Raw genomic sequence first — 21,502 nt, forward strand, 5'->3', positions numbered from 1 at the left:
AGCTAATGACGTCGTTAAATCTTATTAATTGTGCTTAATTATACAATGCGAAGCTTAGCAAATTTAAGCAACAATTGCTTCTGTCCCAACTCTTTGAAAAAAATAGTTGCTTTTATATCAGGTCGGTTACCTTCTAAGTTAACGACTTTGCCAAAACCGAAGCGTTCGTGCTCCACTTCCATACCTACTTGCAGTCCGCTGGTATCCGATGGGGCGAAGCCTGCTGTTGGTACGTGTGCCTTAGGCAAAATAGAGGTTGTTTTCACTATTTTTGGCTTCGGCTTGCTAAACGATTCTTCGCGCTGCCATGCCATCCGCTCTGATGAAAAACCACCTTCCTGCTGAGCCGGCACGCGTGGTTTGAAATCTAACTCTAAACATGAAGGCGCCAATTCATCTAAAAACCGACTGGGTTCACAATTGTTTAATGAGCCCCAACGATAGCGCGAAGTCGCATACGATATATGCAATTTTTTCTCTGCCCGTGTTACCGCTACATAAAACAAACGGCGCTCTTCTTCTAATTCCGACCTCGAATTAAGAGACAGTTGAGATGGAAAAAGGTTTTCTTCCATGCCGACAATAAATACGGTATTAAACTCCAAACCTTTGGATGCGTGAATCGTCATTAGCGATACCGTATCGGCATTGGGATCTTTGTCTTTATCATCGTTGGTAAGCAAAGCCACATCTTGCAAAAAGATATCCAATCCCTTTTCTTCCAGATCTTCTCTTTCCGAAAACTCTTTGATACCATTGAGCAATTCCTGAATGTTTTCGTAGCGGCTAAGCCCTTCCACTGATTTATCTTCGTACAGGCTTTTCAGTAATCCCGAATGTTGCGCGATGTGCATCGCGGTATCGAAAGCTGATTGGTTTTTAGCGACAGCCTGAAAACTTTGAATCATAGTCGCAAAATTGACTACCGCCGTCGCGCTTCGTCCATCCAGAATACTGCCTGCATTCGCCAATACATCCCACAAACGATAATTATTTTGATCTGCTGCGACCATCAATTTTTCAATCGTGGTGTCGCCTATTCCTCTGCGCGGATAATTGATCACGCGCTTTAACGCTTCCTCATCGTTAGGATTGAAGGTAAGTCGAAAATAGGAAATTAGATCTTTGATCTCCTTACGTTGGTAGAACGAAGTACCGCCGTATAGTTTATAAGGCACGTTCAGCTTGCGCAATGCTTCCTCGAGCGATCTGGATTGGGCGTTGGTACGGTATAGAATAGCAAAATCCTTATACACCAAGCTTTTTAATGCTTTCTCTTGCATAATGGCCTCGGCCACGATTTTCCCTTCTTCATTGTCCGAAAAAGCGCGGCTTACCTTGATCTTTTCGCCATCTTCATTATCCGAAAACACATTCTTCTCCAACTGATTTTTATTGTTGGCAATAATGCTATTGGCAGCATTCACGATCATCTTGGTCGAACGATAATTCTGCTCTAATTTGAAAACTTGTACGTCGGGATAATCTTTCTGAAAATTTAGAATGTTTTGAATATTCGCTCCGCGAAAAGCATAAATACTTTGTGCATCATCCCCTACTACGCAGATATTTTCGTGTACAGCCGCCAAACGCTTCACAATAAGGTATTGTGAAAAGTTGGTATCCTGGTACTCATCCACCATCAAGTATTTGAACTGATGTTGGTATTTATGTAAGGTATCGGGATGTTTGTTGAGCAACACATTGGTTTTGAACAACAAATCATCAAAATCCATCGCTCCGGCACGGTAACAGCGCTGCGCGTAGGTCATGTAAATTTCGCCTAGTTGCGGGCGACCATTGGCGCGATCCTCGGCCATGATGGCTTCATTTTTATTGTATTCCTGCGGAGAAATTAGATTGTTTTTAGCCGAAGAAATTCGACCATAAACGTGATTCGCATTATACAGCTTATCATCCAAGTTCATTTCTCGGAGAATAGCGCGCAATAAACTTTTGGTATCGTCGGTATCGTAAATTGTGAAATTGCGCGGATAGCCAATCAATTCGGCTTCCGAACGCAAAATCCGCGCAAACACCGAGTGAAATGTACCCATCCATATATTTTTCGCTTCTGATCCAACGACTTTCATGATCCGTTCACGCATCTCTTTGGCCGCCTTGTTGGTAAAGGTCAGCACCAAAATATTGAAAGGATCGACTCCTTGACGAATCAGATGTGCTACCCGATACGTAATAACGCGAGTTTTGCCAGATCCGGCACCCGCTACAATCATAACTGGACCCTGAGTTTGTTCTACAGCACCGCGTTGAGAGGGGTTGAGCCCCGCTAAATAATCCAAAATAACTTCCTTTTAATTGATAAAAAGTAATGAAACCAAGATGTAAAACTAAGAAAAATCCGGCAAGAAGCCTAGCCAACATCCGCGTAAGCGGATGCTTGTGTAGAAAAATCTAAAACGGCGCGTCGTCTGGCATATCGTTCATACGAGATGGCATGGTGATGCCACCGCCAAAACTATCGGATGGCGTCATCGCTGATGGAGACGGAGGCCCGCCGAAAGCGCCAAAACCGTCATCCTTGCCGCCTTCCATGCCATAAAAATCGTCTTCAAGATCGACGAACTTCACATATTTACCAACAAACTTCAGCGGTACAATACCGGTTTCACCATTACGGTGTTTCGCAATAATAACCTCACCCACACCAGCAGTTGGGCGACCTTCTTCATCTTCCGTCATTCCGTAATATTCCGGACGATATAAGAACAATACCATATCGGCATCTTGCTCAATAGATCCAGATTCACGCAAATCGGAAAGCATCGGTCTTTTACTATTTCCTGGCCTTGATTCTACCGCACGGCTTAACTGTGATAGTGCCAAAACGGGCACATTCAATTCCTTGGCTACGGATTTCAGCGCACGAGAAATACTACCGATTTCCTGCTCCCGGTTACCTCCGCCTTTGCCTTCGCTCTTGCCATGCATTAGCTGCAAATAATCCACGATCACCATTTGAATATCGTGTTGTGCTTTTAGACGGCGACATTTAGCACGAAATTCAAATACATTTAGTGCAGGCGTATCATCAATAATAAGCGGCGCTTCGGTTAACCGGCCTATGCGAGAATGTAACTGTTGCCATTCGTGATCGGCGAGATTTCCTTTTTTCAGTTTCTCTTGTTCAATTTCTGTTTCCCCTGCAATCAGACGATTCACTAACTGCACGGACGACATCTCTAGAGAGAATACTGCTACCGGACGCTGATGATCCACCGCCGCATTCCGTGCTACTGAAAGTACAAAAGCTGTTTTTCCCATCGCCGGACGAGCCGCGATAATCACTAAGTCGGAAGGTTGCCAACCTGATGTCATTCGATCTAAGGCCGTCAATCCGCTAGGAATACCTGTCAAACCATCGGTACGATCACGTAATAGTTCCAACGCATTAATAGCTTCACGCATGATATCGTCCATCTTGCGCGAATCACGACGCAAATTGTTTTGCGCGATATCGAAAAGACTTTTCTCGGCGTGATCCAGCAAATCGAAGATATCGCTGGTCTCGTCGTAAGAGGCATTGATAATCTCCGTAGATACCTGAATCAATTCCCGCTGAATGTATTTCTGCGAGATAATACGTGCGTGAAACTCGATATTGGCCGCTGAAACGACACGATCGGTCAATTGCGTAATATAATAGGCTCCGCCAACCATCTCCAAAGCACCCATTTGGCGCAATTCGGTGGTCACGGTCAACAAATCTATTGGAGATGTTTTCTGAAATAGATTGTAAATCGCCTGAAAGATTTTTTGATGTGCTTCTTTATAGAATGACTCCGGTTTTAGGATGTCAATCACTTCACTCAACGCATTTTTTTCTAACATCAGCGCGCCTAATACTGCTTCTTCCAGATCCGGAGCTTGTGGAGGTAACTTGCCCAGACCGCCGATCAAACTACTAACGCTTGTCCGCTTTCTGTTCAGATTAGCCTTCCCGGATTTTCCGAAATCACTAGGATTATTTTCGCTCTGCTGTGACATATAGATATAATGGATTTTTGAGGAGTTTTTCACACATTTCCTGCTTCCGTTTCGCGGCAAACATTGATGGGACAGCAAAAGTAACAAAAATAGCCACGACGTATCATTTTAGTTTTAAACACTCCTTTTCATTAAACGCGCTAGCACTCTATTTAGCGTACCGTATGATGCACCTATATTCCACAAACAAATTTAGCACGATGTTAGTAAACCACCTAACAATCTGAAAATAAACTTTATAAAAACATGTTTAATTCACATCGTCATTGTGGATAAGCTATTTGTAGTGATTTAAAATATTCCTACTTTTTCAAATTTTGTCCCTTTCTGCGATCTGTATTTTTTTACATAAATAGCAAGCCTTCTCCGACCGCTTTATTGTATCTTTGTGCGTATGACAGCTCCTAATTCAACAGTAAAACCTTATTCTGTAGACGGCAATAAAAAGGAACAAGTAGCTGATATGTTTAACAACATTTCGGCTACTTACGATATGCTTAATCGCTTCATGACGATGGGCATCGATATCATTTGGCGTCGCAAAGCAATTCGATCGTTACGCACCATAAAGCCACAACACATTCTAGACGTTGCTACAGGTACAGGGGATTTTGCGATCGAATCGGTCAGGCTGTTAAATCCTAAAAAGATTACCGGGATCGACATTTCTGAAGGCATGCTAGCTGTTGCCAAAGAAAAGATTAAGAAAAAAGAATTGACGGATCAGATTGAGGTCATGCTCGCCGATTCGGAAAACCTTCCTTTCGCCGAAGGGCATTTTGATGCTGTCACCGTGGCATTTGGTGTACGTAACTTCGAGAATCTTCAACAAGGGTTAAACGAGATTCATCGCGTGATTCGCCCTGGCGGAAAAGCCATTGTATTAGAGCTCTCCAATCCAACGGCCTTTCCGATTAAGCAGTTGTTTCATTTCTACTTTCACAAGTTCACACCAGCAATGGGCAGACTGATCTCTAAAGATAAGCGCGCGTACAGTTATTTACCCGAATCGGTGGCTCAGTTTCCGAGTGGAGCTGTGTTTGCGAAGATGATGCAAACAGCCGGATTTAAGGAAACAAAAGTGCGACCACAAACTTTTGGATTTTGCACCATTTACGAAGCCACCAAATAATATGAATAGAACGGTACTTATTACTGGAGCAAGTTCAGGTATTGGCCAAGCTTGTGCATTGGTACTGGCGAAAGAAGGCTATCGCTTGGCGCTTTGTGCTCGCCGTACGGAACGACTAGAAGCCCTTAAAAATGAAATTTTGAAAGATCTTCCGGAAACGGAAATCTATACGTTCACGTTGGATGTACGCGACGCAGATGCTGTACAACAAGCGATGACGGCTTTACCAGAAGCATGGCAACAAATCGACGTCTTGATCAACAATGCTGGCTTAAGCCAAGGTTTGGATCCTATTCAAAAAGGCAAACTAAGCGATTGGGACACCATGATCGATACGAATATCAAAGGTCTTTTATACGTAAGCCGAGCGGTGATTCCGTTGATGGAAGACAGTAAAAATGCACACATCATCAACATCGGATCGATTGCTGGCAAAGAGGTGTATCCAAATGGAAACGTGTATTGCGCGACCAAACATGCGGTGGACGCATTGAACAAAGCGATGCGAATCGATTTACTGGAAAAAGGAATTCGTGTATCAGCCATCCATCCCGGTATGGTAGAAACCGAATTTTCGGAAGTACGTTTCCATGGCGACATCGACCGTGCCAAAGCAGTATATAATGGTGTGGAAGCTCTTAGCGGACAAGATATCGCTGAAGTCATTGCCTTCGTATTATCCCGTCGGGCCCACATCAATATTAATGATCTACTCATCATGCCTACAGCGCAAGCTACCGGTACTATTGTTAATAGAAAATAAATAGAATATGTCTTTAGAACAAACGATTAATCAAGATATCAAGGCGGCCATGATCGCCAAAGACAATGTTAAGTTAAGAGGTTTACGCGCAATAAAGTCGGCCATCTTGTTAGCAAAAACAGAGAAAACACACGTAGAAGATATTTCGGAAGATGCCGAAATCAAAGTATTGCAGAAATTGGTAAAGCAACGCAAGGAATCTGCTGAGATCTACAAAACGCAGAACCGGGAAGACTTGTACCAAGTAGAAATCGAGGAAAAGGAAGTCATCGAGGCGTATTTACCAAAACAATTGGATCGAAGTGAGATCGAAGCAATGGTGAAAGAGATCGTTGCAGAGACTGGCGCTTCTTCTATAAAAGATATGGGTAAAGTAATGGGCTTAGCCAATCAACGTTTGGCCGGCAAAGCGGATGGCAGCACGATATCACAAGTGGTAAAAGCCATCTTGGGATAATATGGCTAGCTCAAGCCTAGATTGAATTTCTTTCTAAGGGTCTCCAAAGCTGGGTTTTTGGAGACCATAGCTTGATATTTTTCTTGAGAAGTGTAAGGTTTACGAACTTTTGTTTTCTCGATCACGACTTCGCGGATCTCTAACGCGTAGTTTCGCAACTGCACGCGCAAATGGTTTAAGATATCGACCTTTCCCAGTTTCATCTCTTCCATCTGCACCATATTCTCTACCTCGACCTCAATCATATTACCTTTGAGTATCGGCGTACTTGACGACATGATGGTGTATAAGGTAATTTTATTCTCCTGCTTCACAAATTCTGCATAAGCATTCCATTTCTTTAAGAAATCTTCGGTTTCCACTTCAGCAAATTCCGAACCTTGTAGCAGTTCATTCTCCTGCTCTTCCTCGTCTTTCTGATCGAGAATGGTATTGAGATCCGGCAGGAGCTTTTTCGCGGGCATCGCTCCCCATCCTTTGGAAGGCGTCGGTTTTATCTCCACGTCCTGGGCTGCGGATGTATTATTTCGCGAAGTTAGTGTATTGGCATTCGACGGAATTGCTTCAGCTGCTGATGGTGTAACTGGATTTGTCGTAGCTGGAGCCGAGTGGGCAGGAATCGGTTGTACACCTGGTTTAGCGATCGTCTCCGTTTCCCGACTATTCTGCGCAGAAGCAGTGCTGACCGCATCGGCCGGTTTATCCGTTAGTTTTTTTTTTACATCAACTTCCGTTGATGTTTCTGTGAGGCTCATTCGAATCGCGGTAGCGATATGGCACATTTTAAGTAGAGCGAGCTCCACTTGAAGCCGATGATTTTTGCTGGTTCGGTAATTGATCTCACATTGGTTGGCGATATTCATAGCCGACAATAGCAAACCGCTATTCAACTGCTGCGATTGTTCCAGATATTTCTTCCGAATGTTCTCCCCTACTTCCAACAATTTCAGCGTAGCGGGTTCTTTGGCAACTAATAAATTTCGTAAGTGAGCAGATAAACCGGCAATAAAATGCCCGCCATCAAAGCCATTGGTCAACACCTTATCAAATACCAACAAAGCTTGCGCAGCATCCTGTTGCACGATGTATTGTAATAAGTCGAAATAGTAATCGTAATCCAGAATGTTGAGATTGTCGATTACTGCTTTGTAAGTCACTTCCTTGTTTGAGAAACTCACGATTTGATCGAACATCGACAGGGCGTCTCGCAATCCACCGTCGGCTTTTTGCGCGATCACATGCAGACCATCATTCTCATAGCTGATGCCTTCATTCTTGGCTATCCTAGCCAAATGATTGGCCATGTCTTCCACTTGAATGCGGTTGAAATCAAAGATTTGACAACGCGATAAGATCGTTGGAAGGATTTTGTGCTTCTCGGTGGTAGCCAAGATGAAGATCGCATAACTTGGCGGTTCTTCCAATGTCTTTAGAAAAGCATTGAAGGCTTGCTGCGATAGCATGTGCACCTCATCGATGATGTAGATCTTGTATTTACCGGTTTGCGGTGGGATGCGAACTTGATCAATGAGCGAGCGAATATCTTCTACCGAGTTGTTTGAAGCGGCATCCAGTTCGTGAATACTGAACGAGTTGCCATTCTGGAAAGAGCGACAGCTATTGCATTCGCCACAGGCTTCGGTATTTTCGGAGATCTGTTCACAATTTATTGTCTTCGCCAAAATACGCGCACAGGTAGTCTTTCCCACACCTCGGGGACCACAAAATAAGAATGCTTGCGCCAACTGATTGTTGTGTATTGCGTTCTTCAGCGTATTGGTGATGTGCGACTGCCCTACAACCGAATCAAAGGTGACTGGGCGGTATTTTCGGGCAGAAACAATAAAATTGTCCATTGCAACGAAGTTACGGAAATATTCGACCCTACGCAATATGAGTACCGCAAAAAAGGGCACAAAAAAAGCCACCTTAGGGGATGGCTTTCTGATAACTCAGCGGCATGTTTCGCAACAGACCTGTAACTAACTAAACACAAGTATATAAAACAAATAATCTACTTGCTCAAAGATAATAGCGTCGTTTGAAGTCTGTGTTATCCATGCGTTATGATAATAATTTTTTGTAGCCGATCAACGAGCCTGTGCCTCGGCAATCATTTTCATGACCTCATCAATGGTGGTCTTTGCGGCTTCTTTCATTTTTGGATTACCCGGATAATCAGTATCCAAAGTCACTTCTTTGGATTTTTCCTTATACGTAAACTTCAGCACAAAGCGAGCGGCAGTAGGCTCACGATCTGCCTGTGGCGTAGTCATATCATTATCTACATTCCAAAAGCCCAATTCTTGTGCTTTGCGGTGTAGATACAACAAATCATTATCGCGCAGCTTTACCGTATCTAGCGCTACCGTTCCATTTTTACGCTCAAACTGATACAGATGTGTTGTAGAGCTGTAATGATTTTGCATCGAATCGGGTGTACCGTAAGTTAGCTCAATGGCTTCGAAGTCGGTAAAGCGAAACGGTGCATTTTTTACCATCGCAGAATAATAGTAAAAACAGTAAATAAAGAATGGAACGATGATACAAATTCCGAGAAAAATCCGTTTTCCTCTGTCAGACATAATGTTTAAATGTAAAGTGCGCACAAAAGTACGCATTTATACACACTTTCTGGTTGAAAGTCTACAAACAGACGATTCACTGACTAAGTTTTTGGGCTACCGGCACGCTTAAAATAGCGGTAATACCAGGTATCTTTTAGATCAGAGATGATGACGCCTTTTTTGGTGGATACATGGACAAATTTACCATTGTGTAAATAGATCCCGACGTGGTCGATATTGCGCCCCCCAAAGGAAAAAAATACGAGATCACCTTCTTTTAACTGGTTTTCATATTTGCGTTTAACATTGTCGGCCATATCTCTGGAGGTACGCGGTAAATTTTGACTGAAGACTTCGCGATATAACAGTCCTACAAAAGCGGAACAATCCATGCCATTGCGATCCAATCCACCGGTACGATGTGGCGTTCCCATCCAATCGTCAATGAAAAGATAGAGGTCGCTACTTTTGGAGATATCGCGACTATTGACACCTAATAATTGTGCGTAATTATCGAGTTTATTGCCTGAATAAGAAATAGAACGCGCTTTACTCGCATCAGATACAGGTGCTTTTGATGTATTTCGATGTTTACTACTTTCTAGTTTTCCGTAACGATAATTGGTATTACTTTTTTTGCGCACGCCGCATGATCCCAATAGTAGTGCACCGCAAAGGATAAATACGACGTGGTATACCTTATAAGAAGTAAGTTGTAACATGCTATGTGTCATATTTACAAATGTATTTTCGTGACACGAAAAAGCAAAGCACTTTTTTCCACAATTGTTATTTACTTTTGCGAGATAATGGAAAAATTAAAAGGATCATTAGCCGTATTTTTTGGAGCAGCAAGTTTCGGCGTGCTATCTACTTTTGTGAAGAAAGCATACAAAGCTGGATTTACGCTGGGTGAAGTAACAGGCTCTCAGGCGCTCTTTGGCGTTGTTTTTTTATGGCTGGTGTATGCTATTTTACAAATAGGAAAAGCTCCCGCACAGAGCCCTGTGCGGAAAGATCCGAAGTGGTTACTGTTCGTTGCTGGATTAAGCTCTGGTCTTGTCAGCGTACTGTATTATCAATGTGTACAACTTGTACCTGCTTCGATCGCGATCATCTTGTTGATGCAATATATCTGGATTGGCGCTATCTTGGAATGGCTGTTATTCAAAAAAGCTCCGAGCCAGATACAATTAATCGGGTGCGTGCTTATTATTATAGGCACCTTATTCTCCACCGGTTTGCTCGAAGAAGAAGTGCCTAACCTCTCCATTGAAGGATTGCTTTATGGTTTTGGTGCTGCTACGGCTTATTCGTTATTCATTATGCTTAATGGCAGAATCGGGAATGATTACCCAACCGTGTTAAAAAGTGCTCTGATGATCACCGGTGCATTAGTACTTATTCTAGTTTTGTTACGACCGGTTGGATTGCTGTCCTTCGAGGTTATGTATCGCCTGTTGCCCTACGGACTTTTACTGGCTCTATTTGGCACCGTGATACCACCATTGCTTTTTGCTTACGGAATGCCTAAAACAGGCTATTCGTTGGGAAGTATTTTAAGTGCCGTAGAATTGCCCGTGGCAGTCTGTATGTCGCACGTGGTATTAGGGGAATATGTATCCGGCTGGCAATGGTTTGGTTTGGTCTTTATCTTGGCGGTCATTGTCACTATCCAGTTGCAAAAACCTAAAAAAGCTCCGACTGTTTAATGTCGGAGCTGTCCTATTCATAATTAGCAGATAGCTGCTAACGTAACTTTTATTTTATTAAAATGCGTATCGAATTCCAAATTGAATTTGGAAAGGATTACCCGAAGGTGCTACCCGACCAACGCTATTGACATTGTAATTAAACTGTCCGTCAGTGAAAGCATTCGTCGCGGGCAATGCGTACAAGGCTTGCGATCCCAGATTATGCATTACGCCCCATTCTTTATTGAGCATATTCATAAAGTTGAAGATCTCGCCAGATATTTCTATGCTATGTGTTTTATACAATTTGACATTAGTCGCTAGACGAACGTCCACTGTTCCGTAAAATCCGTTGATCCCGCCATTACGCTCCGCAAATGTACCCTTGTATTCTTCAATATAATTTTTCATGCTTTGACTAGCTTCGGGATTATCCAAAATCGCTTGCAATCCGGTACGGATGTTCTGTGGCGTGTTTGGATTAGTATAATCAAAAATGTATGCTAAATTATTAGCTGCACCGCCAAAATCTCCACTCGTATTGGCTCCAGCTAGCAAACTGTATCTTGTTCCGCCAATTCCGGTGTATCTGACCCCCACCTGCACACCATAAAAGGTTGGCAAATTTCCATAAGCCACCAATTTGTGACGAAATTGGTTGGACGAATAGGTTACCATACTCAGATCGCGTGGATCATTAACCACGGCCTGTGATAAAGTCGCAGAATTGGCGACGTTTCCGTTGTATGAAGTATTGTCTTTTGTATCATTCCACGTATAGCTAACGGTAATCGTACCATCTTTAAAATAATTGTACGTACCGTCTAGCACAACCGCATAGTTGTTTACTTTCCCTATACTTGTTAATTCGAGCACACGGCCCAATTGGTCGGAAATTCTACCTTGTTGCCAATCGGGTTGTCCATTGTTTGGAATACTTTCTCTAGGAACAAATACGGTACGATTGCCTTCATTCGCTAAGCGGAAGAAAGGATCTGCTACCATATTGCGATCAATGTAGGTGTAGTTATTGCGCCCAAGCGTCATGTATCCTGTAGCACTCACTTTGAACCGATCGGTAATAAAACGTGTATAGGATAAGTTGGCTTTGTACACCGTCGGTACGGCTGCATTTTCTCCTGTATAGTTGATCGTAGGAACTCCGCGATCCAACACAGTCGGAATGGAATTCATATTCTCTCGGTAAGCATTGAAATCCACTGTTGGCACTGCATCACCACGTACATCGACGGTTGCAAAGTTAGATCCATCGAAAGTGAGGTTATTAATAATCATATAATTATTAATATCAGAAGCAAAGATACCGGCACCGGCACGAATGATATCTGTGCCATTCTGATTAATATCCCAATTAAATTGCAAGCGCGGTTGTACGATAAATGTTCCTAATTTATTATCGGTACGAATCCCAAGTTGTTGATCCACTAAAGCATTGTATTGCGCAGTAGGATAACCAGCGTAATCGAAGCGAAGACCAGCAATCATTTCCATACCTGGACCAACATCTTTACGCATTTGTCCATAAAGACCCAAATTGGCGATCGTTCCACGTACTGCCACATCATCTTTTAATGGCACTTCGCGATAGTATCTATAGGCATTACCTTGCTCCAAATTGTCTAAACCAGAAAAGTGAAAGCGTCCATTAACCTCAGAGCCATACACTGATTTAGACGTGGTCGTCATCAAATCCACACCAAAGACATACTTTGCCCAATCCGTATCATAGTACACATTGTTCATCAATTGCACCACATGATTTCGGAAATTCTCTTGACCAAAACGATGACCTCCCAATTGCAAATTGGTACGCAAAGTACCACCCTCGATGGTGGACTCTACTCCTTCGACAATAGCTCTTGGAATATAGCCAGGTGCAATTTGATCGCCTTGCGTACTGTTTTGATATAGATACAGATATTGCAATTTTAGCTCGTTGGTTAATCTTGGTGAAATAGAAGTCCGTAAAGTAGCCAAAAAGTTATTATCTACGTTTTTATCCGTTCCGTACGACTCTAAGAGATTGATACTGGTATTATCCGCCAAACCTAATGGATTGTAATCGTAGGTAAAGTTGTTGCGCACGGTCAATAGATTTTTATCATTGATCTGCCAATCCAATCTTAAAAATCCAGCATCAGAAGTCCGTTTCTTATCAATAGCACCCGTCTGCGGCTGCTCGGATACGCCGTAGCGATTTCTGGCAATATCAAGGTATCGATTGAGTGTAGTTTCATTGATTCCGAAAACTTGCTGATTCAGATCGCCCCGTAAATCGGCGATGAGCAATGCTCGGTTGTCTTGTTGACGATCCCATACGGCAAAAAAGTGGAGTTTATCTTTTATAATAGGACCTCCTAATGAGAATCCGTACTGGTAGGTTCCATAACTTCCTAAACGTGGATTTCCGGCAATGTCATATCTACTGCTAGACCAATCGGCACGACCAAACATAAATGCCGATCCGGTTAAGGTATTCGTTCCGGCTTTGGTTACCGCGCTAACGGTACCACCACCGCTACGGCCAAACGTAACATCGTATTGGTTGGTGACAACTTTAAATTCGCGCACGGCTTCCATCGATAAGGAATAAGGAGCATTACTTCTGGAGGTGGTAGATCCAGCCGATGTCGGATTCTTCGCGCTCATCCCATCAATGGTGAAGTTGGTGGATGAAGCTAATTGCCCAGAGATAGAACCGCCTGGTGTAGCCAATGGAGAAAGCTCGGTTAAGGAAGTGAAGTTCCGTCCATTTACCGGTAAGGAGCGTATTACTTTGGAGGAGAATGCCGTAGCCGCTCCTAAATAATCTTTGGTATTTACTAAGCCCGAAGCATTTACTTCGACCACATCTAAGTTGGAAGTGCGAGAAACGACTTCGATTTCAATACGCGCCACATCACCTTGGTTCAGTTGAATTCCAGTTACAGCGCCTTCGCCGCTACTCAGATGTGTAGCCACAACGACGTAAGGGCCACCTAAGGGCAATTGTTTGATATCAAAATTTCCGCGATCGTTACTGATAGAGCTGGTGGTAAAACCGGTAGATTCGTTCCGGATTTGAATAGTTGCACCAGCAACTGGCGCACCAGAAGCGTCTAAAACACGGCCAGCGATCGCTGCTTGCGTCCCCTGTCCATAAACGGCATTGACCGTGATACACAGTAAAGCAACCAAATAGAAAATACAAAAGATTGAATTTGTAGTTGTTTTTTTCATAAACAATTAGTGAGTATAGTGCTGATTAATTATCAGCAAAAATACTCCGGTATCGTTACGTGAAAAACAACCTAAGGTTATGTTAAGGTTATGAATACGTCGTTTATATCTTCGAGAAAATTGCATCTCCAAAACGCCTCTAATCGAAGCTTAGGTATCGACAAATACCACTTAAAACAAAAATCAAGAGGAAATTAATGCACTAGCAATTCAGGAAGTTCTTCCATATCCATCTCACCAGAATCGGTAACGCTGGTGAAACGTACGGGAACAATCTCATTCACCAATAATGGATCGTAAGGTGTGCGGACTTTCACATAGTTTTTGGAGAAACCATGCATATAGCCTTCTTTCTCATCGCCTTCGAATAGTACATCACCAATGGCATCTACCTGCGATTCGTAGAATGCGCGACGTTTCTTCTCGGATAAGATATGGAGCATTTTGCTTCTGTCGCTACGTTGTGCACCAGGAACTGCGCCTTCCATTTGTGCGGCAATGGTATTTTCACGCTCTGAGTACGTAAAGACGTGCAAATAGGATATATCTAGCTCATTGAGGAAGTTATACGTATCGAGGAAATCTTCCCGAGTTTCACCTGGAAAACCAACAATCACATCCACACCGATGCAGCAATTAGGCATCAAAGATTTGATCTTTGCCACACGCTCTGCGTACAATTCGCGTTTGTAACGACGACGCATCGCCGCCAAGGTTTTATTGTTACCGGATTGCAATGGCATATGAAAGTGTGGCACAAAACGCTGTGATTGAGCTACAAATTCGATAATTTCATTAGACAGCAAATTGGGCTCGATCGAGGATACCCGAATCCGGTCAATTCCTTGTACCTCATCCAAGGCTTTCACCAAATCCAGAAACTTATCTTGTCTTTTGCCATCACGAATACCGTAATCACCAATATTTACGCCTGTGAGCACGATTTCCTTCACGCCAGAAGCGGCTATATCTTCTGCTTGCTGCACCAAATCAGGAATGCTACCTGAGCGACTCGCGCCACGCGCCAGCGGAATCGTACAGAACGTACAAGAATAGTCACAACCATCTTGCACTTTCAAAAAAGTACGGGTACGATCGCCAATAGAAAAGGCAGATACAAACTGCTGCGTCTCCGCAATTGGTGCGTTGTGTACGACGGCTTTTTCCTGCTTGGTCAAATCATTGATATGCTCAATGATATTAAATTTTTCGGCGGCGCCCAACACCATATCGACGCCCGGTATTTCAGAAATTTCTTTGGGTTTGAGTTGTGCATAGCAGCCTACAATAGTAATGTACGCGTTTGGAGAATGTTTTAAGGCTTCTTTGACTACTTTACGGCATTTTTTATCCGCATTATCAGTTACCGAACAAGTATTGATGACATACACATCTGCCTGACTGTTGAACGGAGTGGTATCGTAGCCAGCATCCTTGAATAAGCGTCCAATAGAAGAAGTTTCCGAAAAATTCAGTTTACATCCCAGCGTATAAAACGCTACCTTCTTGTTCATTGTCATCTCATCCATGTGCTTACTCTTCTACGCTTCGCTACCTGACGAGTTCGTCAGATACCTGCTTTACATTTTGCAAAAATACACAAAATGCTCGAAATGTGCTTTGTGGAAAAAATATGATCTCTGCATGATATGAAAAACCGTTATCTTCGCAGATAGTGGTTTCTACTACCACATGTTATGCAATATGCACGATGTTTTACCGTCATTATCTTTGGATAGGCAAGCCATCGTTTTTAAGAATATGACAAAATAAGACTATGAAGCAATATCTGGATCTATTGGATCATGTATACCGCACCGGCACCGAAAAGACAGATCGTACGGGAACAGGCACGCGCAGCGTATTTGGCTATCAAATGCGTTTCGACCTGAAAGCTGGCTTTCCGTTGGTCACTACCAAGAAGTTACACATGCGATCCATTATCCATGAACTGATCTGGTTCTTGAAAGGCGAGACGAACATCAGCTATTTGAAAGAAAATGGTGTTAGCATTTGGGATGAATGGGCTGATGAAAACGGGAATTTAGGTCCGGTTTATGGCTCGCAGTGGCGCTCTTGGCCTACGCCAGACGGCCAGCATATCGATCAGATTGCACAAGTTATCAATCAGTTGAAAAATTCGCCAGATTCTAGACGAATCATCGTGTCAGCTTGGAACGTGGCCGAAATTGGTAATATGGCACTTCCACCCTGCCATGCTTTCTTTCAGTTTTATGTGGCGCGAGCGCAACCCGAAAAAGGCATCTTGAAACCGCAATTGTCTTGTCAGTTGTATCAGCGCAGTGCCGATATTTTCTTGGGTGTACCGTTTAATATTGCATCCTACGCTTTGCTAACGATGATGGTGGCGCAGGTTTGTGATATGGAAGCAGCAGAATTTATCCACACGCTGGGCGATGCGCATATCTATAGCAATCATTTTGAGCAAACGGAATTGCAACTGTCCAGAGATCCGAAACCGATGCCGACGATGAAGATCAATCCGGATGTGAAGGATATCTTTGATTTCAAATTCGAAGATTTTGAATTGGAAGATTATACTTTTCATCCACACATTAAGGCATCAGTTGCTGTTTAGTTAGTACACACAAAGCATTCACCATAGCGTGCCTCCGGTTACGCTATCATTATAAGGCATGAATAATATTACAATTACACTGATTGCGGCAGCATCAGAAAATAATGTCATTGGAAAGAACAACGATCTCGCTTGGCACTTGCCCGATGATTTTCGCTATTTTAAAAATATGACCAAAGAGCATTCGGTGGTAATGGGTCGCAAGACGTTTGATTCGATGGGCAAAGCATTGCCAGATCGTCGCAATATCGTGATTACGCGTGATCAGAAATGGTCGGCGGAAGATGTAGACGTAGCCAATTCGTTGAACGAAGTGTTTACCTATTGCCGCGATGAGCGCGAGATTTATATTATCGGCGGAGCCGAAATATACAAACAAGCGCTTCCGTATGCACACAAAATCCTGCTGACACGCGTACATACAACAATTGATGGCGATGCCTACTTTCCTGAGTTCGATGAGTCGCAATGGAAATTAATCGATTCGAAGCGACATGAGAGCGACGAAAAGCATGCTTTCGCGTTTACTTTCGAAGTATACGAACGTATCGAAGCCTAAATTATTTATTTCTCCTTATTACCATCCATGAGCGAACAGACGACACCGACAATCTCCTATACCCTATCATTCACCGAACCGCAAGCACATTATGTGGAAGTGAGCCTTTCTTTGAAAGGTTTCAGTGCTGATTTTATCGATCTAAAGATGCCCGTGTGGACACCAGGATCGTATTTAGTAAGGGAGTTTGCACGTCATGTCGAATCTTTTTCTGCGGAGCAGGATAATGGAGAAATAGTACAACAGGAGAAGATTAGCAAAAACACGTGGCGCGTATATCATCAGCAAAAAGATACGATTGTACGCTATCGTGTATATGGTTTCGAAACGTCGGTGCGCACGAATTTCATTGATGATACGCATGCATTCATCAGCCCGGCGGGTACTTTTTTATATGTAGATGGTCATTTGGATCTGCCCTGCACGGTGCAAATCGAGCTACCACAAAATTGGTCAACCATTACAACAGGTCTGCCCGAAATTGCCCAGCATAGATATGAAGCCGAGCACTTCGACATCTTATTTGATTCTCCAATAGAAATTGGAAACCAAGACGTTTGGTCGTTCGAAGCAGCAGGAATACCGCATGAATTTGCGATGGTCGGCGGCGGGAACTACAATAAGGAACAGCTTGCTGCTGATATTCAAAAAATCGTAGCGGAAGAAACACGCATCTGGGGGTCCAATCCCAATGATCGCTATGTGTTTATCACGCACAATTATCAGCAAGGTGCAGGCGGTTTAGAACACCTCAACTCCACCGTGCTCGGCGCTAGCCGAAATGGCTACGCACAGGCGGCTTCGTACAACAACTTTTTGAGCTTGGTCGCGCATGAATATTTTCACTTGTGGCATGTGAAACGATTGCGTCCAGCGCCACTCGGACCTTTCGACTACGAAAACGAAAACTACACGGCACTACTCTGGATCATGGAAGGATTTACCTCCTACTATGATAATTTGATCACCTACCGGTGCGCATTCCGCGATGAGGTGGATTACTTGCAGATGCTGGCGCAGGAGTTTAATCTGGTGTACAATCGCCCGGGCTATCAAATACAATCCGTCGGTCAGTCGAGTTTTGACACTTGGATCAAACAATATCGCCCGGATGAAAACTCGGCTAATACCAGCATTTCATACTATAATAAAGGTGCGATGTTAGCTGTGGCGATGGATTTGAAAATCATTGCGGAAACTGGTGGTGAAAAGCGGTTAGATGATGTGTTAAAAGCAGCTTATAATCAATTCTATTTAAAAGAGCAACGCGGATTTGCCGAGAAAGAATTCCAAGACTTAGCAGAGGCCGTATCTGGCGTGGATTTATCCGAAATCTTTGCGGCAGTATACACTACGGAAGAGCTGGATTATAACGATTACTTCAATCGCGTGGGGTATGAACTGATCGATCAATTAGCCGATAGCAAAACGCTTAGCTTGGGTATTCGTACGATGAATAACGATACCCGGATTTACATTAAAGGCGTCGATCGGAATTCTTCCGCTTGGAAGGCTGGTCTGAATGTAAATGACGAAATATTAGGTATTAATGGGGTTCGGATGGATCCTGCCGGAAGAGAATTGGAACTGGCGATCCAACAAGGTATACTCGGACAGCCTATCGACGTCTTGATCGCACGCGACGGTATTATTCGAACCATTAGCACTCCGTTAGGCTACAGCGATAAAAAATCGCTTATCGTGCAGCGACGCGAAAACGCTTCGAATTTAGAACAAAAATTAGGGGAAATTTGGTTGCAGCGTTAATGTGAGGCTGATCGCTTTTAGATTGCTTTACCCTCTTGCCTCGGATTCGCAAGGACGCAGAAATCACAACGTGTTGCAAAGGAGATAGCTAATACGCCCTTAACAAAAAAAGGTAGAGATTCTCATCTCTACCTTTTTTTGTTAGCGCTATCGCGCGAATATTTATAAGCTACTAGCTTGACAAAGCTGCTGCACCGGAAACGATCTCGGTCAGCTCTGTCGTAATCGCAGCCTGACGGGCTTGATTGTACGATAACTTCAACTGCTTGATCAAGTCACCTGCGTTATCGGTTGCTTTATCCATCGCGGTCATACGAGCACCATGCTCCGAAGCATGCGAATCCAATACCGCTTTGTATAATTGTGTTTTGATGGTTTTAGGAATCAACTCCTCAATGATCTTCTCTTTCGAAGGTTCAATGATGTAATCGATCTCTTCTACCTTGGTATCTTCTGCTTTCTCCGCTACTAGTGGCAATAACTGCTCTGAGGTAAGAATCTGTACTGCTGCATTGCGAAACTGGTTGTACACCACTTCTACGCGATCCACATTGCCTGCTTTGAACTCCGACATCACCATATCGGTCACTTCAGATACATTCTCAAAACTCAAGTTGCTGAACAGCTCTGTGTGATTACCTACTAGCGTAAAGTTGCGTTTACCGAAGAATTCATGACCTTTCTTACCGATAGCAATAATACTTACATCTCCACGAGCAAATTGATCCGCATATTTTGCTGCGATCAAGTTGTTAGCCGTTTTGATTGCATTAGCATTAAATGCACCTGCAAGACCTCTATTAGAAGTGATCACAATAATCATTACCTTAGTAGGAATACGATCTTCCGTATACGGAGAATCATTGCCTTCCACAGATGCAGATACCTGTGTCAAGATCTCTTTCAGCTTATTAGCATAAGGGCGTAACTGTACAATAGCATTGGTTGCTCTCTTCAACTTTGCTGCCGAAACCATTTTCATAGCTTTGGTAATCTGCTGTGTAGAGCTCACCGAGGTAATCCGGTTTCTAACTTCTTTTAAATTCGCCATTTTTCAGATGTAAGATATGAGATATGAGATGTGAGATGTGAGAAAAATCTCACGTCTCGCACCTTTTATCTCCTATCTAAAATTAATATTTTGACGCTAATTCTTTAGCTACTTTTTCTAATACACTTGTTTGCTCGTCAGAGAATTTACCTGCTTTCAAAGCGGATAATACTTCTGGATGACGTTGCTCCAATTGTGTTACGTATTCCTCTTCGAACTGACGTACATCTTTTACTGGGATGCTACGCAACAAACCTTTGGTACCGATGTAGATAATAGCTACTTGTTTCTCTACAGCAACTGGAGAGAATTGACCTTGTTTCAAGATCTCTACGTTACGAGAACCTTTGTCCAATACCGCTTTAGTTGCTGCATCTAAGTCCGAACCGAATTTAGAGAACGCCTCTAGCTCACGGTACTGTGCCTGATCCAACTTCAAGGTACCCGCTACCTTTTTCATGGATTTGATCTGCGCGTTACCACCAACACGAGATACCGAGATACCTACGTTGATCGCTGGGCGAATACCTGCGTTAAACAAGTTAGACTCCAAGAAGATCTGACCATCTGTAATCGAGATTACGTTGGTAGGAATGTATGCAGATACGTCACCTGCTTGTGTTTCAATGATTGGCAATGCCGTCAATGAACCACCACCTTTTACTAAATGCTTGATAGATTCTGGCAAATCGTTCATTGAAGCAGCGATCTCATCATTGCTATTGATTTTCGCAGCACGCTCCAATAGACGGGAGTGAAGGTAAAATACATCACCTGGATATGCCTCACGTCCAGGAGGACGTTTCAACAATAGAGATACCTCACGGTATGCTACAGCTTGTTTTGACAAATCATCATAAACGATCAACGCTGGGCGACCTGTATCACGGAAAAACTCTCCGATTGCCGCTCCTGCCATCGGTGCATAAAACTGCATCGGCGCAGGATCTGCCGCAGATGCCGCAATAACTACCGTATAGGCCATCGCACCATTTTCTTCTAACGTACGAACGATATTCGCTACCGTAGAGTTCTTTTGGCCAACAGCTACATAAATACAAAATACTGGCTCGCCAGCTTCGTAAAATTCTTTTTGATTGATGATCGTATCGATACACACCGCAGTTTTACCTGTTTGGCGGTCACCGATAACCAACTCACGTTGGCCACGACCAACTGGAATCATCGCATCAATCGCTTTGATACCTGTTTGCAATGGCTCTGTTACTGGCTGACGGTAGATAACACCTGGCGCTTTACGCTCAATCGGCATTTCATACGTTTCACCAACAATAGCTCCTTTACCATCGATCGGCTGACCTAATGTATTGACAACACGACCTAATAATCCTTCACCTACCTTGATAGATGCGATACGGTTTGTACGTTTGATCGTATCACCTTCTTTGATCTCATCCGATGAACCCAAGATTACAACACCAACGTTGTCTTCTTCTAAGTTCAAAACGATACCTTGCAATCCATTTTCAAATTCAACCAATTCACCGGACTGTACTTTCGTCAATCCATAGATGCGAGCGATACCGTCACCGACTTGCAATACGGTACCTACTTCTTCCAGTTCCGCGTCTGATTTAAAGCCTGACAATTGCTCCCTAAGAATTGCCGAAACCTCATCTGGTCTTACCTCTATCATTTTATTAT

The 21,502-nt window shown here is 43.3% G+C and carries 16 protein-coding genes; 7 read left to right on the forward strand and 9 right to left on the reverse strand.

The window, feature by feature from the left end; all coding sequences use genetic code 11:
- Positions 1-38 precede the first annotated feature (38 nt).
- Positions 39-2,303 (reverse strand): ATP-dependent helicase, encoded by a 2,265-nt coding sequence (locus GKO22_RS10530; RefSeq protein WP_166334798.1) that lies wholly within the window; start codon positions 2,301-2,303, stop codon positions 39-41.
- A gap of 112 nt (positions 2,304-2,415) precedes the next feature.
- A complete protein-coding gene (gene dnaB / locus GKO22_RS10535) occupies positions 2,416-4,008 on the reverse strand; it encodes a replicative DNA helicase (RefSeq protein WP_166334800.1) in 1,593 nt (530 codons plus the stop codon).
- A gap of 394 nt (positions 4,009-4,402) precedes the next feature.
- On the opposite strand from dnaB, the gene ubiE reads away from it, so the two are divergent.
- The 3 genes from ubiE to GKO22_RS10550 are packed head-to-tail and all read left to right on the forward strand — an operon-like array spanning position 4,403 to position 6,360.
- Positions 4,403-5,140 carry a bifunctional demethylmenaquinone methyltransferase/2-methoxy-6-polyprenyl-1,4-benzoquinol methylase UbiE gene (gene ubiE, locus GKO22_RS10540; protein ID WP_166334802.1) on the forward strand — a complete coding sequence of 246 codons (738 nt, stop codon included), beginning with the start codon at positions 4,403-4,405 and terminating at the stop codon, positions 5,138-5,140.
- A 1-nt stretch (position 5,141) separates the two neighbouring features.
- Positions 5,142-5,903 carry an SDR family NAD(P)-dependent oxidoreductase gene (locus GKO22_RS10545; RefSeq protein WP_166334804.1) on the forward strand — a complete coding sequence of 254 codons (762 nt, stop codon included), beginning with the start codon at positions 5,142-5,144 and terminating at the stop codon, positions 5,901-5,903.
- Positions 5,904-5,910: 7 nt separating this feature from the next.
- Complete coding sequence (locus tag GKO22_RS10550) at positions 5,911-6,360, forward strand: GatB/YqeY domain-containing protein (protein WP_166334806.1); 450 nt, start codon at positions 5,911-5,913, stop codon at positions 6,358-6,360.
- Between the two features lie 5 nt (positions 6,361-6,365).
- Here the strand turns inward: GKO22_RS10550 and GKO22_RS10555 are convergent, their stop codons facing one another.
- The 3 genes from GKO22_RS10555 to GKO22_RS10565 all read right to left on the reverse strand — a co-directional run bounded on the left by GKO22_RS10555 (position 6,366) and on the right by GKO22_RS10565 (position 9,649).
- Entirely contained in the window at positions 6,366-8,216 is a 1,851-nt protein-coding gene (locus tag GKO22_RS10555; RefSeq protein ID WP_166334807.1) for a DNA polymerase III subunit gamma/tau, read from the reverse strand.
- A gap of 234 nt (positions 8,217-8,450) precedes the next feature.
- The gene (locus tag GKO22_RS10560) at positions 8,451-8,945 is read right to left on the reverse strand and encodes a hypothetical protein (protein ID WP_240920250.1); all 495 of its coding nucleotides are present in this window, start codon (positions 8,943-8,945) and stop codon (positions 8,451-8,453) included.
- Between the two features lie 83 nt (positions 8,946-9,028).
- Positions 9,029-9,649 (reverse strand): C40 family peptidase, encoded by a 621-nt coding sequence (locus GKO22_RS10565; protein WP_166334809.1) that lies wholly within the window; start codon positions 9,647-9,649, stop codon positions 9,029-9,031.
- Between the two features lie 87 nt (positions 9,650-9,736).
- Between GKO22_RS10565 and GKO22_RS10570 the strand changes: the two genes are divergently transcribed.
- Complete coding sequence (locus GKO22_RS10570) at positions 9,737-10,639, forward strand: EamA family transporter (protein ID WP_166334811.1); 903 nt, start codon at positions 9,737-9,739, stop codon at positions 10,637-10,639.
- Between the two features lie 57 nt (positions 10,640-10,696).
- On the opposite strand, the gene GKO22_RS10575 is transcribed toward GKO22_RS10570, so the two are convergent.
- Both GKO22_RS10575 and mtaB read right to left on the reverse strand, forming a co-directional pair.
- Positions 10,697-13,861, reverse strand: coding sequence for a TonB-dependent receptor (locus GKO22_RS10575; RefSeq protein ID WP_166334812.1), 3,165 nt, complete (start codon positions 13,859-13,861; stop codon positions 10,697-10,699).
- Positions 13,862-14,055: 194 nt separating this feature from the next.
- Entirely contained in the window at positions 14,056-15,375 is a 1,320-nt protein-coding gene (gene mtaB / locus GKO22_RS10580) for a tRNA (N(6)-L-threonylcarbamoyladenosine(37)-C(2))-methylthiotransferase MtaB (RefSeq protein ID WP_166334933.1), read from the reverse strand.
- A 263-nt stretch (positions 15,376-15,638) separates the two neighbouring features.
- Here mtaB and GKO22_RS10585 point away from each other — a divergent pair, with 263 nt between their 5' ends.
- From GKO22_RS10585 to GKO22_RS10595, 3 genes are read left to right on the forward strand one after another with little or no spacing between them, the layout of a single operon-like run.
- On the forward strand, positions 15,639-16,460 hold the full coding sequence (locus GKO22_RS10585) for a thymidylate synthase (protein WP_166334814.1): 822 nt from the start codon (positions 15,639-15,641) through the stop codon (positions 16,458-16,460).
- Positions 16,461-16,518: 58 nt separating this feature from the next.
- Positions 16,519-17,019, forward strand: coding sequence for a dihydrofolate reductase (locus GKO22_RS10590; protein WP_166334816.1), 501 nt, complete (start codon positions 16,519-16,521; stop codon positions 17,017-17,019).
- Positions 17,020-17,046: 27 nt separating this feature from the next.
- Positions 17,047-18,786 carry a M61 family metallopeptidase gene (locus tag GKO22_RS10595; protein WP_166334818.1) on the forward strand — a complete coding sequence of 580 codons (1,740 nt, stop codon included), beginning with the start codon at positions 17,047-17,049 and terminating at the stop codon, positions 18,784-18,786.
- A gap of 172 nt (positions 18,787-18,958) precedes the next feature.
- On the opposite strand, the gene atpG is transcribed toward GKO22_RS10595, so the two are convergent.
- On the reverse strand, positions 18,959-19,837 hold the full coding sequence (gene atpG, locus GKO22_RS10600; RefSeq protein WP_166334819.1) for an ATP synthase F1 subunit gamma: 879 nt from the start codon (positions 19,835-19,837) through the stop codon (positions 18,959-18,961).
- A gap of 82 nt (positions 19,838-19,919) precedes the next feature.
- On the reverse strand, positions 19,920-21,494 hold the full coding sequence (gene atpA, locus GKO22_RS10605; RefSeq protein ID WP_166334821.1) for a F0F1 ATP synthase subunit alpha: 1,575 nt from the start codon (positions 21,492-21,494) through the stop codon (positions 19,920-19,922).
- Positions 21,495-21,502 lie beyond the last annotated feature (8 nt).

Origin of the sequence: Sphingobacterium chungjuense (assembly GCF_011316935.1) — a bacterium.
GTDB lineage: Bacteria > Bacteroidota > Bacteroidia > Sphingobacteriales > Sphingobacteriaceae > Sphingobacterium > Sphingobacterium chungjuense.